Source organism: Streptomyces olivochromogenes (genome assembly GCF_021538895.1).
In the GTDB taxonomy this organism is placed as follows: Bacteria; Actinomycetota; Actinomycetes; order Streptomycetales; family Streptomycetaceae; genus Streptomyces; species Streptomyces olivochromogenes_A.
Map to the genome: position 1 here is coordinate 13,886 of NZ_JADDRL010000109.1, position 17,585 is coordinate 31,470.

Sequence of the window (17,585 nt, forward strand, 5' to 3'; positions counted from 1 at the left end):
CGCGTCCTACGGCAGAAACGGATGACGGATGCCCATGACGAGTCTCTGCGTCGGAACCGGGGCGGCCGCGGGGGCGGTGACGGTCCGATGACGATTCCCGAGGCATTTCGGCGGCAGGCCGCGTCGCGCCCCGACGCGGTCGCCGTCGCCACGGCCCGCGAGTGGCTGACCTACGCCGAACTCGACGCCCGCTCCGACGCCCTGGCCCGTGAGCTGGCGGCGGCCGGGGTCCGTGCCGGTGACCGCGTCCTGGTGTGCCAGGAGCGGTCCGTCGGCCTCGTCGTGGGTCTGCTCGGGGTGCTGAAGGCGCGTGCGGCGTATCTGCCGGTGGACCTCGGCGAGGCCCCGGCGCGGCTGGCCGGAATCCTCGCCGACGCCGAGGTCCGGGTGGCCCTGTGCGACACCGCGGGAGCGGAGCTGCTGCGGGACCAGGACGTGCCGGTGCTGCACCACCTGGGGGACGCGACCGGCACCCCGGCCGCCCCCGAAGTCCCCGGCGACCCCGAGGACTTGGCCTGCATCATGTACACGTCCGGGTCGACCGGTCGGCCCAAGGGCGTGATGGTGCCGCACCGGGCCGTCCTGAACCTGGTGACCGAGCCCAACTACGTGACCCTGACCCCCGAGGACCGGGTGCTGCACCTCGCGCCGGTCGCCTTCGACGCGGCGACCTTCGAGATCTGGGGCGCCCTGCTCAACGGGGCCAGGCTGGAGCTGGCGCCCGCCTCCTCCATGGGCCCCGAGGAGCTCGACGTACTCCTGGACGACCGGCGGATCAGCGTGCTGTGGCTGACCGCGGCACTGTTCCACCGGCAGATCGACTTCTCTCCTCAGTCGCTGGGCGGGGCCCGGGTCGTCCTGGCCGGCGGAGACGTGCTGTCCGTGGACCACATCCGCAAACTCCGCGCGGCCGCACCGGAGTTGGAGATCGTCAACGGTTACGGCCCGACCGAGGCCACCACCTTCACCGCCTGCCACCGCATCGCGCCGCAGGAGGAGTTCACGCACTCGGTGCCGATCGGCACTCCCGTCCAGGGCGCGCTGGTGGAGCTGCGCGACGAGTCCGGCGCACCGGTGCCCGAGGGCGCCGAGGGCGAGTTGTGGATCGCCGGAGCCGGGGTCTCGCACGGCTACTGGCGCCGCCCCGAGCTGACGGCGGAGAGCTTCGTCGCCGACGCCGAGGGCCTGACCTGGTACCGCACCGGTGATCTCACGCGGCGGCGGGCCGACGGCGTGCTGGAGTTCCTGGGGCGTATCGACGGACAGTTCAAGCTGCGCGGACACCGGGTCGAACCCGGCGAGATCGAGAACCTCCTGACCACGTACCCCGAAGTCCGGCAGGCGGCCGTCGGGGTACGCGAGAACCTGGTCGGCGACCCGAAGCTGGTGGCCTGGGTGACCACGGCCGGCGATCTGGACCGGCGGGCGCTGCGCGCCGACCTGCGCGAGCGACTGCCCGAGTACATGATCCCGACCGTGTTCGCGATCGTCGACGAACTGCCCATCACCGCCAACGGCAAGGTCGACCGGCCCGCGCTGCCGACCCCCGACTGGCGGCGCAAGGACAACTATGTCTGAGCCGGGGCAGCCGTCCTAGTCGGTGTCGCGGACCAGGCGCGGCACCGAGCGGTGCTCGACCATGCCCCCTTGGGCCGGCCGGTCGACCCCGAGGTGAACAGCACGTACGCGAGGGCGCGGGAGTCCACGGGCACCGGCTCGGCCACCGGGTCGCGATCCGCCGTCGCCCGGCGCACGTCGTCCGCCGTCACCACGACCGACGCCTCGGCGTCGGCCGGCAACTGCCGCCGGTACACGGGCGGGTGGCCGGGGTCGACGGGCACGTGGGCCCCGCCCGCCCGCAGCACCGCGAGCACGGCCGTGACCAGCTCGTGGCCGCGCTCCAGCGGCACCGCGACCCGGGTCTGCGTGCCCACCCCCCGAGCCCGCAGCGGCCCGGCCGGCCGGGCCGACCGCGCGTCCAACTCGGCGTAGGTGCCGGAACAGGCGTGCCGGGACCCCGAAGTATCCCCAATTCGATTCCTCCCAGGTCCGGTTGGCAGATCGACGCCGTCGTGCCGTCCAGGGGCGCTCGACCGAAGACCGTACAGATCTCGATTCCCGCTCGGATGCCGCCGGGGCCGTGCTTGACCGGAACTTGCCATCATTCGCCGTCGCGTCTGGTGCGGCGCCGCGCGACCCCCTCAGGCTGCTGTCGGACCTGTTGCGGACTACAGCGACGGACTTCGGCGACCTAGAGAGGTAGCGCAAGTGCTGATAGTTGGTGTGAAGGCCTCGCACGACGGCGGTGTCGCCCTCATCGACGGGAACCGCCTCGTCTTCAGCGTCGAGGTGGAGAAGCTCGACAACAACGTGCGCTACTCGATGCTGCGGGACCTGGACCAGGTCGCCGAGATCCTGCGCTCCCAGGGTGTGGACGTGCGGGACGTCGACCAGTTCGTCGTCGACGGCTGGTGGCCGGAGAAGGGCGCGGACGTGCCCAGCGTGGCCACCACCCGGGGCGGCGAACGGTTCGTGCTGCCGGTGGCGCCGTACGTGGACGGCATCGACTCCCTCGACCCGCTGCACCGCTACGAGTTCACCGCGCACGACTTCAACTCCTCGGCGCGCGGCTACGCCAGCTACCACCACGTCAGCAACCACGCGCTGGGCTCGTACTGCACCAGCCCGTTCGCGCAGCGCGGCGAGGACTCGCTGGTCCTGGTCTGGGACGGCGGCATCTCGCCCCGGCTGTACCAGGTGAGCGCCCGGACCCGGGCGGTCAAGCCGGTGGCGCCGCTGTTCGCGACGACCGGCAACATCTTCGCGGACTTCTGCGCCTTCTTCGAACCCTTCCGGCACGACGACGTCGCCCCCGAGGCGCGCGAGCTGCACCACCTGGGCGTGGCCGGCAAGGCGATGGCCTACGCCGCCCTCGGCACCGTGGAGGAGTCGGCGTTCGCCACCTTCGACGAGCTCCTGGAGAGCCTGCCGGAGATCTCCACCTTCAACGCTGCGGAACTGGGCCAGAGGGTGACCGCGGAACGCGACCGGCTCTTCCCCGGGATGACCAACGCGGACATCATCGCCACCTTCCAGGAGTACCTGGGCCGACTGCTTCTCGCCCGGCTCTCCGACGTGGTCCGCAAGCGTTTCATGGGGCAGAAGCTCAATCTGTGCCTCGGCGGCGGCTGCGCGCTGAACATCAAGTGGAACAGCGTCATCCGCAACAGCGGGCTCTTCCGCGACGTCTGGGTGCCGCCGTTCCCCAACGACGCCGGCGCCGCGATCGGCACCGCCGCGTGCGAGCTGTACCGGCAGACCGACCACCTGGCGCTGGAGTGGAACGTCTACAGCGGCCCGCTGGTGACCGAGGGCGAGCTGCCCGCAGGCTGGACCGTCCGGGCGTGCGACGAGCGCGAGCTGGCCCAGCTGCTGCACACCGAGGGCGAGCCCGTGGTGGTCCTCTCCGGCCGCGCCGAGCTCGGCCCGCGCGCCCTGGGCAACCGCTCCATCCTGGCCCCGGCGGTGGACCCCGGCATGAAGAAGCGGCTCAACGAGGTCAAGAACCGCGCGGACTACCGCCCCGTGGCCCCGCTGTGCCTGACCGACCGGGCCGCGGACATCTTCGACCCGGGCACCCCGGACCGCTACATGCTCTTCGACCACAAGATGCGGCCCGGCTGGGCCGAGCGCGTCCCCGCCATCGTGCACCTGGACGACACCGCCCGGCTCCAGACCATCGACACCTCGGTGGACTGCGCGGCGGCCCGGATCCTCTTCGAGTACGACCGCATCAGCGGTATCCCCGTGCTGTGCAACACCAGCGCCAACCTCAACGGCAGCGGCTTCTTCCCCGACGTCGCCTCGGCCGCGCGCTGGGGTCACACCAAGTACGTGTGGTCCGAGGGACGCCTCTACACCAACCCCCAGCACTGAGCCCCACGGAGGTTACTGGCATGGCCAACCCCTTCGACGACGTGGACGGCCGCTTCCACGTCCTCGTCAACGCCGAGGAACAGCACTCGATCTGGCCCGCGTTCATCGACGTACCCGACGGCTGGGAGGTGCGCCTGCGCGACGCCGGGCACGCCGAGGCGCTCGCGTACGTCGAGGAGCACTGGACCGACATGCGCCCGGCCGGTCTCGTCACGGCGATGGAAGCCGATGCGCGCTCCGCTGCCTCCTGAAGCACGGCTGGAACTCGCGGCGCTGCACGCGTCGCTGAGTTCCCCCGTCAGCGAGTCGATGAACTTCCTCAACGAGGTGGCCCAGCGCTTCCCGGACGCGATCTCCTTCGCGGCGGGCCGCCCCTACGAGGGATTCTTCGACCTGGACCTGGTGCACGAGTACATCGAGACCTACCGCGCCCACGCGGGGCGGCGGCTCGGCGGCGACGAGACCGCGGTGCGCCGGGAGATCCTGCAGTACGGGCGGACCAAGGGCATCATCCACGAGCTGATCGCCGAGAACCTGCGGGTGGACGAGGGCATCACCGCCGACCCCGACGACGTGGTCGTCACCGTCGGCTGCCAGGAGGCCCTCTACCTGACCCTGCGGGCACTGCGCCGGGACGACCGCGACGTGCTGCTCGCCGTGGTGCCCAGCTATGTCGGGGTGCACGGCGCCGCCCAGCTCGCGGACATGCGGGTGCTGCCGGTGCGCGACTCGGCGGCCGGCATCGACCTGGCGGACCTGGCCGAGGCGGTCCGCCGGGCCAGGGCCGCCGGGCTGCGCCCGCGCGCCTGCTACCTGGTGCCCGACTTCGCCAACCCCAGCGGGGTGAGCCTCGACGCGGACATCCGCCGCGAACTGCTGCGGCTGTCCGAGGAGTTGGACATCCTCCTCCTTGAGGACAACCCGTACGGCCTGTTCAGCGACGGCTCCGGACCGCCCACCCTCAAGGCGCTGGACGAGAACAACCGGGTGGTCTACCTGGGCACCTACGCCAAGACCGGGGTGCCCGGGGCCCGGGTCGGCTTCGCCGTCGCCGGCCAGCGGGTGAGCATGCCCGGCGGGGTCACCCGGTCCCTGGCCGACCAGCTGGCCAAGCTCAAGAGCATGCTCACGGTGAACACGTCACCGATCGCCCAGGCCGTGATCGGCGGCAAGCTGCTCGCCCACGGCTGCAGCCTGCGCGCCGCCAACGCCCGGGAGACCGAGGTCTACCTGGGCAACCTGCGGCGGATGCGGGTGGGCCTGGCCGAGCGCTTCCCGGCCGGCGACGGCCCGGAAGTCACCTGGAACAGCCCCACCGGCGGCTTCTTCATGCTGCTCACCCTGCCCTTCCCGGCGGGCGACGACCTGCTCGAACTCAGCGCCCACAAGCACCGCGTGCTGTGGACGCCCCTGCACCACTTCTACGCCGAGACCCGGCCGCGTCACGAGATCAGGCTCTCCTACAGCCATCTCCTGCCCGCGGAGATCGACGAGGGCCTCGACCGGCTCGCGGGATTCGTCCGCGAGCGGGCCGCGCGCTGACCCGCCGCGCCCAGGCATCAACTCACCGAAAGGGGACCGTACTCAGCCATGGAAACCTTCACTCCGCGCTACCGGAGCAAGCCCAGGATGTGGGGTTGGACCTTCCGATGACGACCACGACCCTCGGCCTTCCGCACCCCGGCGTGCTCGCCGGCGCCCCGCCCATCGGCCTCGACTCCGTGGCGGCCGCCCGGATCACCGGCATCGGCACGGCCGTGCCGCCCACCTCGTACTCGCAGCGCGAGGTGCTGGACATCTTCGGCATCGAAGACCAGAGGATCCGATCGGTCTTCCTCAACAGCGCGATCGACCGCCGCTATCTCACGCTTCCCCCGGAGGGCCCCGACGGCACCCGGATCATGGAGGTCCAGGGCGAGCTGCTGGCCAAGCACAAGGCCCAGGGCATCGACATGGGCGTGCGCGCGGTGCAGGAGTGCCTGAAGAACGCCGGCCGCGACCTCGACGACATCGGCTACCTGTGCTGCGTCACCTCCACCGGCTTCCTCACGCCCGGCCTGAGCGCGCTGATCATCAAGGAGCTGGGCATCGACCCCGGCTGCAGCCGCCTGGACGTGGTCGGCATGGGCTGCAACGCCGGTCTGAACGCGCTCAACGCGGTCGCCGGCTGGGCCCGGGCGCATCCCGGCAAGCTCGCCGTGATGGTCTGCGACGAGTCCTGCTCGGCCGCCTACGTCTTCGACGGCACCATGCGCACCTCGGTGGTCAACAGCCTCTTCGGCGACGGCGCCGCCGCGATCGCCGTCGTCGCCGGTGACGACACCGTCCCCGGCCCGCGCCTGCTGAAGTTCGCCAGCCACATCATCACCGACGCCCTCGACGCCATGCGCTACGACTGGGATCCGGCGCAGGACCGCTTCAGCTTCTATCTGGACCCCCAGGTGCCCTACGTCGTCGGCGCGAACGCCGAGACCGTCATCGGCCGGCTGCTGGCCGGGACCGGGCTGCGGCGCACCGACATCGGCCACTGGCTGGTGCACTCGGGCGGCAAGAAGGTCATCGACTCCGTCATGGTCAACCTCGGCCTCACCCGGCACGACGTCCGGCACACCACCGGGGTGCTGCGGGACTACGGCAATCTCTCCAGCGGTTCCTTCCTCTTCTCCTACCAGCGGCTGCTCGACGAGGGCGTCGCCAACCCGGGGGAGTACTGCGTGCTGATGACCATGGGGCCGGGCTCGACCATCGAGACCGCCCTAGTCCGCTGGTGACCCCGCAACCGCCGTCCGACCCGAGGCGTCCGGACAGAGAGGCAGAACCCACCATGACCACCCCTTCCGCCGTCCCCGGCCAGATCGACCCGGCCCTGGTGCTGCGGATCGACGGCTCCCGCCCGCTGACCGCCGAGCTCGTGGCGGAACTGGACGCCCTGTGCGCCCGCGTGGAGGACACCGCCGAGCCCGGCGTCGCCGTCCTTCGACTCAGCGGCGCACCCGACCCGCAGTGGACCCAGGACCTGGCCGTTCCCCTGGTCAACAAGTGGGAACGGGCACTGCGCCGGCTGGAGCGCCTGGACATCGCCACCCTCGCCGTCGCCACCGGCGACTGCGGCGGTACGGCCCTGGAGGCCCTGCTGGCCGCCGACTACCGCATCGCCGGCCCCGGCCTGCGGATGCTGCTGCCGGCCGGCCCCGACGGGGCGTGGCCCGGCATGGCCCTGTACCGGCTGGCCAACCAGATCGGCGTGGGCGTCACCCGCCGGATCGTGCTGCGCGGCCTGCCCGTGCCGGCCCCGCGGGCGCTGGAGCTGCAGCTGGTCGACGAGGTCGCGGTGGACCCCGAGGCCGCGCTCGCCCAGGCGGCCGCGCAGATGGGCGCGGTCCCGGGCGGCGGCATGGCGATGCGCCGCCAGCTGATGCTGGACGCCACCACCACCTCCTTCGAGGACGCCCTGGGCAGCCACCTGGCCGCCTGCGACCGGGTGCTGCGCCGTGAGCCGGCCGGGGCCGCGTCGTGAGCGGGGGCGTCCCCGAGTCCGCCGTGCGGGCGGTGGCGGAGGCCGCCGCCCGCACGGAGCGGGTCGTGGCCGCGCTGCCGCGGCCCCCGGGCCGCGTACCGGAGCAGCGCGCGCGGGCCACGGCCGCCAAGAGCGAGGCGCGAGGCGCCCGCCTCGCGCTGCTGCGCGGCCACGCGCAGGCCGTGTACGACCGGCTCACCGACGGCCGCTCGGTCCATCTGCGGCTGCCCGAGCTGCTGTCCGTGGCCGCCGAGAACTTCCCCGGTCTGGTCCCCACGGCCGACCAGATGAAGGAGGAGCAGGCGCGGCCCCAGGCGTCGAAGGAGGGCCACGAGATCGACCAGGGCATCCTGCTCCGCGCCCTGCTGCGGGACCCGGTCGCCGGACCGCACCTGATGGACAGCATGCTGCGGCCCACCGACCGGGCCCTCAGACTGCTGCCGGAGTTCCGCCGCACCGGCGTGCTCCAGCTGGACTCGGTGCTCCTGGAACGGCGCGGCACCGCGGCCCATCTGACGATGTGCCGGGACGACTGCCTCAACGCCGAGGACAACCAGCAGGTCGACGACATGGAGACGGCCGTCGACCTCGCCCTGCTCGACCCGGGCGTCCATGTGTGCCTGCTGCGCGGCGGAGAGATGACCCACCCCCGCTACCGGGGGCGCCGGGTGTTCAGCGCCGGCATCAACCTGAAGAGCCTGCACGCCGGACAGATCTCCCTGGTGGACTTCCTGCTCCGCCGCGAGCTGGGCTACATCCACAAGATCGTGCGCGGGGTGCTGGTCGAGCACGAGGCGTCCTGGCAGTCGCCCACCATCGAGAAGCCCTGGGTCGCGGCGGTCGACACCTTCGCCATCGGCGGCGGCTGCCAGCTGCTGATGGTCTTCGACCGGGTGCTGGCCGCGGCCGACTCCTATCTCAGCCTGCCCGCCGCGCAGGAGGGCATCGTCCCCGGCGCGGGCAACTTCCGCCTCGGCCGGCTGGCCGGGGGCCGCATTTCCCGCCAGGTGGTGCTGTGGGGCCGGCGGATCCGGGCCACCGAGCCGGACGCCGGGCTGCTTCTCGACGAGGTCGTCGAACCGCAGGAGCTGGACGCGGCCGTGGACGTGGCCCTGGAACGCATGGACAGTCCCGCGGTGCTCACCAACCGGCGGATGCTCAACCTCGCCGAGGAGCCCCCGGAGGCCTTCCGCGCCTACATGGCCGAGTTCGCGCTCCAGCAGGCGCTGCGCCTGTACAGCGAGGACGTCATCGGCAAGGTCGGCCGCTTCGCCCGGGCGGACCGCGCCCGGTGAACCGTGTCGACTACCGCAAGTGGGGCCATGTGGCGTACGTGACGCTGAACCGGCCCGAGGTCCTCAACGCCATGGACCTGGCGATGCACGAGGAGCTGGCCGGGGTCTGGGACGACGTGGAGGCCGACGACGACGTGTGGCTGGCCGTGCTGACCGGCGCGGGCGAGCGCGCGTTCTCGGTGGGCCAGGACCTCAAGGAGCGGGCCCGGCTGAACGCACAGGGCGCGGCCCCCACCACGTTCGGCAGCCGGGGCCTGCCCGGCTGGCCCCGGCTGACCGAGCGGTTCGCGCTCTCCAAGCCGGTGCTGGCCCGGGTGCGCGGCTACGCCCTGGGCGGCGGCTTCGAACTGGCCCTGGCCTGCGACCTGGTCGTGGCCGCCGACGACGCGGTGTTCGCGCTGCCGGAGGCACAGCTGGGCCTGGTCCCGGGGGCCGGCGGCGCCTTCCGGCTGGCCCGGCAGCTGCCGCTGAAGACGGCGCTCGGCCATCTGCTCACCGGCCGCCGGATGACGGCGGCCCGGGCGCTGGAGCTGGGCCTGGTCAACGAGGTCGTCCCGGCGGCGGACCTGGACGCCTGTGTCGAGTCGTGGGTGCGGGACCTGGTGGCCGCCGCCCCGCTGTCGGTGCGGGCGATCAAGGAGTCCGTCATGCGGTCCGTCGACCTGCCGCTGGAGCAGGCCTTCGCCACTCGCTACGTCTGGGAGGAACGGCGGATGACCAGCGAGGACGCCGTCGAGGGCCCGCGCGCCTTCGCGGCGGGCCGCACACCCGAGTGGCAGGCCCGGTAGGGCCCGCCGCGGCTGCCACCCGACACGCTAGAAGGGCGAGATGAGCGACTCCCGTGACACGCTGACCCAGGCGGACCGGCCCGAGGTCCCGGCGGATCCGCCGCTGCGGCGCAACGTCGGCTTCCAGCTGCTCTGGCTGGGCTCGGTGCCGGCCTTCCTCGGCCGGGAGATCGCCGGCCTGGTCTATCCGCTGGTGGTGCTGGCGATCACCGGATCCCCGGGCTGGGCCGGGGCGTTCGGCAGCGTCCAGCTGTTCGCGATGCTGCTGTGCGGGATGCCTGCGGGCGCCCTGGCCGACCGCTACGACCAGCGCAAACTGCTGTTGCTGGTCGAGCTGATCCGGTCGGTGGCCACCACCGGTGTGGCGGTCGCCTACTTCGCCGACCGGCTGACGCTGGCCCACCTGATGCTGGTCGCCGTGGTGATCGGCGCGGTCCAGCCGGTCGGCGGCTCCTCCCGGATGCTGCTGATCCGTTCCCTGGTGCCGGGCCGGCAGCTCACCCAGGCGCTCACCCAGGAGGAGGTGCGCAGCGAGGCCGCCGCCATGGCGGGCCCGCCGCTGGGCGGCTTCCTGTACGGCGTCGCGCACGGCCTGCCCTTCGTGGTGGCCGCCGCGGGCTTCGGCGTCGCCGCCGCCTGCACCTTCTTCGTACGACCGCCCGCCCGCGCCGCCGACCGGGCGGCGGGCGGACCGCAGCGGCCGCCGCAGGACGAACTCCCGCTCCTGCGGCGGATGCTGACCGGGCTGCACGTGCTGTGGAGCAGCCCGCTGCTGCGCTCGGGCATGCTCTTCGCCGCCGCCATGAACGTCGTCGGCGCCCCGATCATCCTGGTCGTGGTCGTCCAGCTGCGTGACCAGGGCGTCTCCTCCGGGGTGCTGGGCCTGGCCACCATCGGCATGGGCGTGGGCGGTCTGGCCGGATCCCTGCTGGTCAAACCGCTGCACCAGAGGCTGGCCCCGGGCGTGCTGCTGCTGGCGGTCGGCGCCGTGGAGGCCGTACTGATCGCCCTGCTGGGGCTGGAGCACGGGCCCTGGTGGGTGGCGGGACTGCTCTTCCTGATGGGGCTCAACGGGCCGTCGGTGCGGGTGCTGGTGGACATCCTGATCTTCCGTCAGGTGCCGGACGAGCAGCGGGGGCGGGCCGTCGCGGCCTGTATGACGGTGTTCGGCGCCGGATCCTCGCTGGGCGTGTTCGCCGGCGGCCAGCTGCTGCAGTTCCTCTCTCCCACGGCGGTGGCCCTGGCGCTCGCCGCGTTCGAGGCCGCGGTCGTGCTCGTGGCCCTGACGAGCGGCCCGCTGCGGAAGGCCGTCTGGCCCGAGGACATGCCGGAATGAGGGGGCCTTGTCATGAAGGTGCCAGCCTTTCCGTTGGCCCTTGTCCCGTATTCGAGGCCCTTTCTAGTGTGCGGTCGGAACCGATGAGCCCAACTGGCGGGGAGAGGATGTTCCGTTGATTCCGCTTTCGTTCGCCCAGCGTCGGCTGTGGTTTCAATTCTGCCTGGAAGGGCCGAGCCGGACGTACAACGTTCCGACCGTTCGCCGGGTCCGCGGGACATTCGATCGGGAAGCCTTCACCCACGCCGTCGCCGATCTCGTGGAGCGGCACGAGATATTGCGCACCATGGTCCGGGAAGAGGACGGCGAGCCCGCCCAGTTCATCCTGCCCGTGGAGAAATCCCGGCCCGACGTCCCGTACCTCGTGCGCGACGGCATCGAAGGGGCCGACCTCGACGCGCTGCTCGCCGCCGCCTGCGACCACCACTTCGACCTCGCCGGGGAACCGCCGTTCCGGGCCGGGATCGTCCGCACCGGCCCCGACGAGCACCTGCTGATCCTGGTCCTCCACCACATCGCCTGCGACGGCTGGTCCATGGGCCCGCTGTGGGCCGACCTGTCCGCCGCCTACGCCGCCCGCCGCGACGGCCACGCTCCCCGGTGGGAGCCGCTGCCCGTGCAGTACGCCGACTACACCCTGTGGCAGCGGGACGTGCTCGGCGACCCCGACGACGCCGGCAGCGAGACCGCCCGGCAACTGGCCTTCTGGCGCGACGCCCTGGCCGACCTGCCGGACGAACTCGCGCTGCCCACCGACCGGCCCCGCCCGCCGCACGCCTCCTACCGCGGGGCCACGCTCCGGCTGTCCCTGCCGGCACCCCTGTGCGCCGACCTGCGCGCCCTCGCCCGGCGCAACCGCGCCACGCTCTTCATGGTGTTCCAGGCGGCGCTGGCCACCCTGTTCACCCGGCTGGGCTGCGGCACCGACATACCGCTCGGCACCGTCGTCAGCGGCCGGGACGACGAGGCCCTGGACGGGCTGATCGGCTGCTTCGTCAACACCCTGGTGCTGCGCAACGACACCTCCGACAACCCCGGCTTCGACGAACTGCTGCGCCGGGTGCGGCAGACGGACATGGCCGCCTACGACCACCAGGACCTCCCCTTCGACCAGCTGGTGGAAGCCCTCCAGCCGGTCCGCTCGCCCGCCCGGAACCCCTTCTTCGAGGTCTACTTCGCGTTTACCGAGGGCGGCGGCGGCCAGGGCCCCGTCCCGGACCGGCCGGACCTGGGCGAGCACGTGGCGCTTACCCCGGCCGAGGTCGCCAAGTTCGACCTGTCCTTCTACTTCGTCGAACCGACGGGCGGCGCCGGGATCGAACTGCTCCTGGAGTACCGCCCCGACCTCTTCGACCCCGGCACCGCCGAACGCCTCGGCAGGCGGCTGCTCAGGGTCCTGGAGCAGGTGGCGGCACATCCGGAGCGCGGCATCGACGCCGTCGACCTGATGGAGGCCGAGGAGCGGCGGCTGCTGCTCACCGACCGGAACGACACCGCGCGCGAGCTGCCGGACACCACCGTGGCCCGGCTGATCGAGGAGCAGGCCCGGCGCACCCCCGACCACCCGGCCGTGATCTGCGGCGACCGCGCCCTCGGCTACGCCGAACTGAACGCCCGCGCCAACCGGCTGGCCCACCGCCTGCGCGCGCACGGCGCCGGCCCGGAACGCTTCGTCGCCCTGGCGCTGGAACGCGGCCCCGACCTGATCGTGGCGATCCTCGCCGTCCTCAAGACCGGCGCCGCCTACCTGCCCCTGGACGCGCACTACCCGGCCGACCGCCTCGCCTTCACCCTCGCGGACGCCGACCCGGTGCTGCTGCTGGTGGACGAGGACACCCACCCCCGGGTGCCGGGCACCTGCCCCCGGCTCCGGCTGGACGAGGCCGCCCTCGCCGGGCAGCCCGACACCGACCCGGGCGAGCCGGCCGTGACCGGGGACGGCGCCGCCTACCTGATCTACACCTCCGGCTCCACCGGACGCCCCAAGGGCGTGCTGGTCTCCCAGGCCAACCTGCTGAACTTCCAGCTGTCCATGCGGGACCGGCTGGGCCTCGGCCCCGGGGACCGGTTCGCGGCGGTCACCACCGTCGCCTTCGACGCCTCCGTCCTGGAGCTGTACCCGCCGCTGCTGGCCGGCGCCACCCTGGTGCTGGTACCCAGGGAGACGGTGCGCGAGCCGGCGGAGCTGGCCGGGCTGCTGGCGGCCGAGGACATCACGGTGATGCAGGGCACCCCCAGTCTGTGGGAGATGCTGCTGTCCACCGCCCCCGACGCGGTGCGCGGCCGCCGGCTGCTGACCGGCGGCGAGGCCCTGCCCGACCGGCTGGCCGAGCGGATGACCGCGCTCGGCGCACAGGTCGTCAACTTCTACGGGCCGACCGAGACCACCGTCTACTCCACCTGCGCGGTCCTCCCGCCGGACGACCCCACCCCGGTGATCGGCGAACCCGTGGCCAACACCCGGGTGTACCTGCTGGACGACGCGCTGCGCCCGGTGCCGGTCGGCGCCGCCGGCGAGCTCTACATCGCCGGAGCCGGGGTGGCCCGCGGCTACTGGCGGCGGCCCGGCCTCAGCGCCGGCCGGTTCGTCGCCGACCCCTTCGGCGGGCCGGGGGAGCGGATGTACCGGACGGGCGACCGGGCCCGCTGGTCCGCCGACGGCAGCCTGCACTACCTCGGCCGCACCGACCACCAGGTGAAGATCCGCGGCTTCCGCATCGAACCCGGCGAGATCGAGTCGGCACTGACCGCCCATCCCGCCGTACGCCAGGCCGTCGTGCTGGCCCGCGAACTGCCCGGCGCCGGACGCACCCTGGTCGGCTACGTCGTCCCGCACCCCGGGGCCACCGCCACACCGGCCGACCTGCGCGACCACCTGGCCGCCCGGCTGCCCGACCACATGGTCCCCTCCGCCCTGGTCCCGCTCGACGCCCTGCCGCTCACGGTCAACGGCAAGCTCGACCGCGCCGCCCTGCCCGCGCCGCGGCTCCCGGCCGCCGAACGGCGCGCCCCGGGCAACCCGCGCGAGGAGATCCTGTGCGAGCTGTTCGCCGAGGTGCTCGCGCTGCCCCGGGTCGGCGTGGACGACAGCTTCTTCGACCTCGGCGGCCACTCACTGCTCGCCACCCGCCTGGTCAACCGGATCCGCGCGGTCATGGGCGTCGGCCCGCAGGTCCGCACCCTCTTCGAGGCGCCCAGCGTGGCCCAGCTGGACCGGCGGCTGCGCGAGGACACCCAGGGCGACGGCCTGGGCGCGATCCTGCGCTACCGCGGCCACGGCGACCTGACCCCCGTCTTCCTGCTGCCGCCCGCGGGCGGCCTCGGCTGGGGCTACTCCGCGCTGCTGCGGCACATCCCGGAGGGCCACCCGGTGTACGCCCTCCAGGACCCCCGCCTCACCGAGGCCGGACCGGTCCGCCCGCTGGACGCCGGCGACCTGGCCGACGGCTATCTCCGGCAGATCCGCGAACTCCAGCCCGCCGGCCCCTACCTGCTGATCGGCTGGTCCTTCGGCGGCACCCTCGGGCAGCAGCTGACACGACTGCTGGAGAGCGCCGGCGAGCGGGTCGCCCTGCTGGTGATGCTGGACGCCGCCCCCGGCGCCGTGGACGGCCGGACCGGCGAGCCCAGCACCGAGGAGGTCGCCCACGTCGCCCTCGACGGCGTCGACCTGCCCGGCCGGCCGGACGGCGAGTTCCCCGGCCCCGAGGATCTCGCCAAGGCGCTGACCGCCGCCGAGAGCCCCCTCGCCAGCCTGCCCGGCGCCGCCGTCGAGCGACTGCTGCACATCGCCCGGGAGAACCTGCGCGCCCAGTCCCGCCATGTCCCCGAGCCGACCTCCTGTCCCGTCCTGATCTTCGACGCGACCGCCCCCGACCCACAGGCACAGCCCCTCTCCCGGGCCTGGCAGCCGTACCTGAGCGGCTCCACCGAGAGCAGCCAGGTGGAATTCGACCACGTGAACATCGTCAAGTCGGAATCGATGTCCCAGATCGGTCCGGTCATCGCCCGTGCGATTTCCGGCGTGCACAACGCAGCAATGTCGTCGCGCTGACCCGCATTCAGATCGCCATTTCCAAAAGACTGGCAGGTATACAGCTATGCCCGGAATCGAAGCCACGGTGTGCCGGTTGTTCGGGGAGATCCTGGGCGTGGACGGGATCGAGGGCGACGACAGCTTCTTCGACTTCGGTGGGCATTCCCTGCTCGCCACCCGGCTGGTGAACCGCATCCGCACCGAACTCGGCGTCGAACTCCCGGCCCGGGCGGTCTTCGAGGAACCCACCCCGGCCCGGCTGGCGGCCCGGATCGGCGCGGCGGCCGAGCAGGCCGCACCGGCACGCGGAGCGGTGGTGGCGGTGCGGCCCCGCCCCGCCGTGCTCCCGCTGTCCGCCGCCCAGCGCCGGCTGTGGTTCCTGCACCGGCTGCACGGCCCCAGCGCCACCTACAACGTCCCGGTGGTCACCCGCGTCAGCGGCCCGCTGGACCGCGCCGCGCTCGCCGCCGCGCTGGACGACGTCCTCGTCCGCCACGAGTCGCTGCGCACCCGCTTCGCCGAGGTGGACGGGGAGCCGGCACAGCGGATCGCCGACGCCGGGCGGACGGGACTGGAACTCGTGACCCGCTCGGTCGCCACCGGGGAGACGGAGGCGGCGATCGCGGCAGCCTGCGCCCACCCCTTCGACCTGGAGCGGGACCTGCCCCTGTACGCGGAGCTCCTGCGGACCGGCGAAGCGGAGGACGCCGAGCACATTCTGGTCCTGGTCGTCCACCACATCGCCACCGACGGCTGGTCCATGGCCCCGCTGACCGCCGACCTGTCCGCCGCGTACGCGGCCCGGGCGCGCGGCACCGCCCCCGAGTTCGCGCCGCTGCCCGTGCAGTACGCGGACTACGCGCTGTGGCAGCGCGGCCTGCTCGCCGCCGCCGACGAGCCAGACAGCACCGTCGCCAGCCAACTGGCCTACTGGCGCGAGGCGTTGGCCGACCTGCCCGAGGAACTGGCGCTGCCCACCGACCGCCCGCGGCCCGCGTTCGCCTCCTACCGGGGCGGCGCCGTCACCCGGTCCCTGCGCCCGGACGTCGTCGAGGGCCTCCAGGACCTGGCCGTACGGCACAACGCCACCGGGTTCATGGTCGCCCAGGCCGCCCTCGCCGCCCTGCTCACCCGGCACGGCGCCGGCACCGACATCCCCCTCGGTACGGTCGTCTCCGGCCGCGACGACGAGGCGCTCAGCGACCTGGTGGGCTTCTTCGTCAACGCCCTGGTGCTGCGCACCGACACCGGCGGCGACCCCACCTTCGCCGACCTCCTCGACCGGGTCCGCGACGCCGACCTCACCGCGACGGAGCACCAGGAACTCCCCTTCGACCTGCTGATCGAGGACCTTCAGCCGGCCCGTTCGCTGGCCCGCAACCCGCTCTACCAGATCGCCTTCGGCGTGGAGGAGGAGTTCACCCCGGTCCGCCTCGAAGGAGCGCACACCGAACTCCTGCCGGCGCCCGTCACCACCTCCGAGTTCGACCTGCTGGTGGTCCTCAAGGAGCGCGGCGACGGCTACGACCTCCGGCTGACCTACGCCGCCGACCTCTTCGACCAGGACACCGTGCAGACCCTGGCCGACCGCCTGGCCCGCCTGCTCACCCACGTCGCCGCCGCACCGGAGACCCGGCTGAGCGCCCTGGAACTGATGTCGGCCGCCGAACGCGGCCGCATCCTGCACACCTGGAACGACACCGCCGAGGTGCCGCCGCGCACCTGGCCCGAGCTCTTCGAGGGCTGGGTCGAGACCGAGTCCGACACCCCCGCCCTGGTGGACGGGCCGGACCGGCTGACGTACCGCGAACTCGACGAGCGGGCCAACCGGCTGGCCCGCCACCTCATCGGCCACGGCGTCGGCCCCGAGGTCCCGGTCGCTGTCTGCATGGACCGCGGCATCGACCTGGTGGTCGCCCTGCTGGCCGTCCTCAAGGCCGGCGGCGCCTACGTCCCCGTCGACCCCGCCTACCCCCTGGCCCGCCGCGCGTTCATGCTCCAGGACACCCGGCCCGCCGTGGTCCTGGTCGACGACCCCGCCCGCACGGACGGCCTCGACCACGAGCCCACCGTGCTCGGCACGCTCGACCTGAGCGGCCTGTCCGCCGCCCCGGTCACCGACGCCGAACGCCTCGCCCCGCTGCGCGTCGAGAACACCTGCTACGTCATCCACACCTCCGGCTCGACGGGCCGCCCCAAGGGCGTCTCGGTCCCGCACACCGGCATCACCCGCATGGTCCGCCGCCACCACGACTACGTTTCCGGCCCCGGCAACCGGGTGCTCCAGCAGGCCTCGATCGGCTTCGACGGCTCCGTCTGGGAGATCGCGATGGCCCTGCTCACCGGCGGCACCCTGGTCGTCGGCGACGCGGAACGCCTGCTCGCGGCCGGCCCCGACGCCGAACTCACCGCCGGGATCACCCACGTCACGGTGACCCCCTCGCTGCTCAGCGCGCTGCCCGCGGACACCCTGCCCTCCGGCGCGGTCATCATCACCGCGAGCGAGGCGTGCCCGGACGCCCTGGTCGAGACCTGGACCGCCCGCCACACCCTGGTCAACTCCTACGGCCCGACCGAGACGACGGTGTGCGCGACGGGCACCTTCCTGCGCCCCGGCGAACCGGTCACCATCGGCGGCCCCGTCGCCGCGACCGAGGTCTACGTCCTGGACGAGGCC

General features: G+C 73.0%; 12 protein-coding genes. 11 read left to right on the forward strand and 1 reads right to left on the reverse strand.

Features of this window, described 5'->3' with window-relative positions; genetic code table 11:
* Window positions 1–87: 87 nt before the first annotated feature.
* Window positions 88–1,578, forward strand: a complete 1,491-nt coding sequence (locus tag IPZ69_RS36890; RefSeq protein WP_235459072.1) for an amino acid adenylation domain-containing protein — start codon at window positions 88–90, stop codon at window positions 1,576–1,578.
* Here IPZ69_RS36890 and IPZ69_RS36895 read toward each other — a convergent pair.
* Window positions 1,569–2,165: an AMP-binding protein gene (locus tag IPZ69_RS36895; RefSeq protein ID WP_308407579.1), complete on the reverse strand. Its 597-nt coding sequence runs from the start codon at window positions 2,163–2,165 to the stop codon at window positions 1,569–1,571. The two genes, IPZ69_RS36890 and IPZ69_RS36895, sit on opposite strands and share 10 nt — an antisense overlap.
* Window positions 2,166–2,268: 103 nt before the next feature.
* Between IPZ69_RS36895 and IPZ69_RS36900 the strand changes: the two genes are divergently transcribed.
* From IPZ69_RS36900 to IPZ69_RS36945, 10 genes are all read left to right on the forward strand, one after another.
* Entirely contained in the window at window positions 2,269–3,936 is a 1,668-nt protein-coding gene (locus IPZ69_RS36900) for a carbamoyltransferase N-terminal domain-containing protein (protein WP_235459073.1), read from the forward strand.
* 20 nt (window positions 3,937–3,956) lie between these two features.
* Window positions 3,957–4,187: an MbtH family protein gene (locus IPZ69_RS36905; protein ID WP_235459074.1), complete on the forward strand. Its 231-nt coding sequence runs from the start codon at window positions 3,957–3,959 to the stop codon at window positions 4,185–4,187.
* Window positions 4,165–5,478, forward strand: coding sequence for an aminotransferase-like domain-containing protein (locus IPZ69_RS36910; RefSeq protein ID WP_235459075.1), 1,314 nt, complete (start codon window positions 4,165–4,167; stop codon window positions 5,476–5,478). Before IPZ69_RS36905 ends, IPZ69_RS36910 begins: the two co-directional genes overlap by 23 nt.
* 107 nt (window positions 5,479–5,585) lie before the next feature.
* Window positions 5,586–6,707, forward strand: a complete 1,122-nt coding sequence (gene dpgA, locus IPZ69_RS36915; RefSeq protein ID WP_235459076.1) for a 3,5-dihydroxyphenylacetyl-CoA synthase DpgA — start codon at window positions 5,586–5,588, stop codon at window positions 6,705–6,707.
* A gap of 53 nt (window positions 6,708–6,760) precedes the next feature.
* On the forward strand, window positions 6,761–7,453 hold the full coding sequence (gene dpgB / locus IPZ69_RS36920) for an enoyl-CoA-hydratase DpgB (RefSeq protein WP_235459077.1): 693 nt from the start codon (window positions 6,761–6,763) through the stop codon (window positions 7,451–7,453).
* A complete protein-coding gene (gene dpgC, locus IPZ69_RS36925) occupies window positions 7,450–8,748 on the forward strand; it encodes a (3,5-dihydroxyphenyl)acetyl-CoA 1,2-dioxygenase DpgC (protein ID WP_235459078.1) in 1,299 nt (432 codons plus the stop codon). The genes dpgB and dpgC overlap by 4 nt, the downstream gene beginning before the upstream one ends.
* The gene (dpgD, locus tag IPZ69_RS36930) at window positions 8,745–9,536 is read left to right on the forward strand and encodes an enoyl-CoA-hydratase DpgD (RefSeq protein WP_235459079.1); all 792 of its coding nucleotides are present in this window, start codon (window positions 8,745–8,747) and stop codon (window positions 9,534–9,536) included. The genes dpgC and dpgD overlap by 4 nt, the downstream gene beginning before the upstream one ends.
* Before the next feature lie 40 nt (window positions 9,537–9,576).
* Window positions 9,577–10,872, forward strand: coding sequence for an MFS transporter (locus tag IPZ69_RS36935; RefSeq protein ID WP_235459080.1), 1,296 nt, complete (start codon window positions 9,577–9,579; stop codon window positions 10,870–10,872).
* A 115-nt stretch (window positions 10,873–10,987) separates the two neighbouring features.
* Window positions 10,988–14,926, forward strand: a complete 3,939-nt coding sequence (locus tag IPZ69_RS36940; protein WP_235459081.1) for a non-ribosomal peptide synthetase — start codon at window positions 10,988–10,990, stop codon at window positions 14,924–14,926.
* A 46-nt stretch (window positions 14,927–14,972) separates the two neighbouring features.
* The coding region (locus IPZ69_RS36945) for a non-ribosomal peptide synthetase (RefSeq protein WP_235459082.1) at window positions 14,973–17,585 on the forward strand (2,613 nt) is incomplete at its 3' end.

Excerpts from the sequence above, each read along its gene's own strand:
- IPZ69_RS36890 (WP_235459072.1), top strand. The coding sequence starts at position 88 with ATGACGATTCCCGAGGCATTTCGGCGGCAGGCCGCGTCGCGCCCCGAC.
- IPZ69_RS36895 (WP_308407579.1), bottom strand. The coding sequence starts at position 2,165 with ATGATGGCAAGTTCCGGTCAAGCACGGCCCCGGCGGCATCCGAGCGGG.
- IPZ69_RS36905 (WP_235459074.1), top strand. The coding sequence starts at position 3,957 with ATGGCCAACCCCTTCGACGACGTGGACGGCCGCTTCCACGTCCTCGTC.
- IPZ69_RS36910 (WP_235459075.1), top strand. The coding sequence starts at position 4,165 with ATGCGCGCTCCGCTGCCTCCTGAAGCACGGCTGGAACTCGCGGCGCTG.
- dpgA (WP_235459076.1), top strand. The coding sequence starts at position 5,586 with ATGACGACCACGACCCTCGGCCTTCCGCACCCCGGCGTGCTCGCCGGC.
- dpgB (WP_235459077.1), top strand. The coding sequence starts at position 6,761 with ATGACCACCCCTTCCGCCGTCCCCGGCCAGATCGACCCGGCCCTGGTG.
- IPZ69_RS36935 (WP_235459080.1), top strand. The coding sequence starts at position 9,577 with ATGAGCGACTCCCGTGACACGCTGACCCAGGCGGACCGGCCCGAGGTC.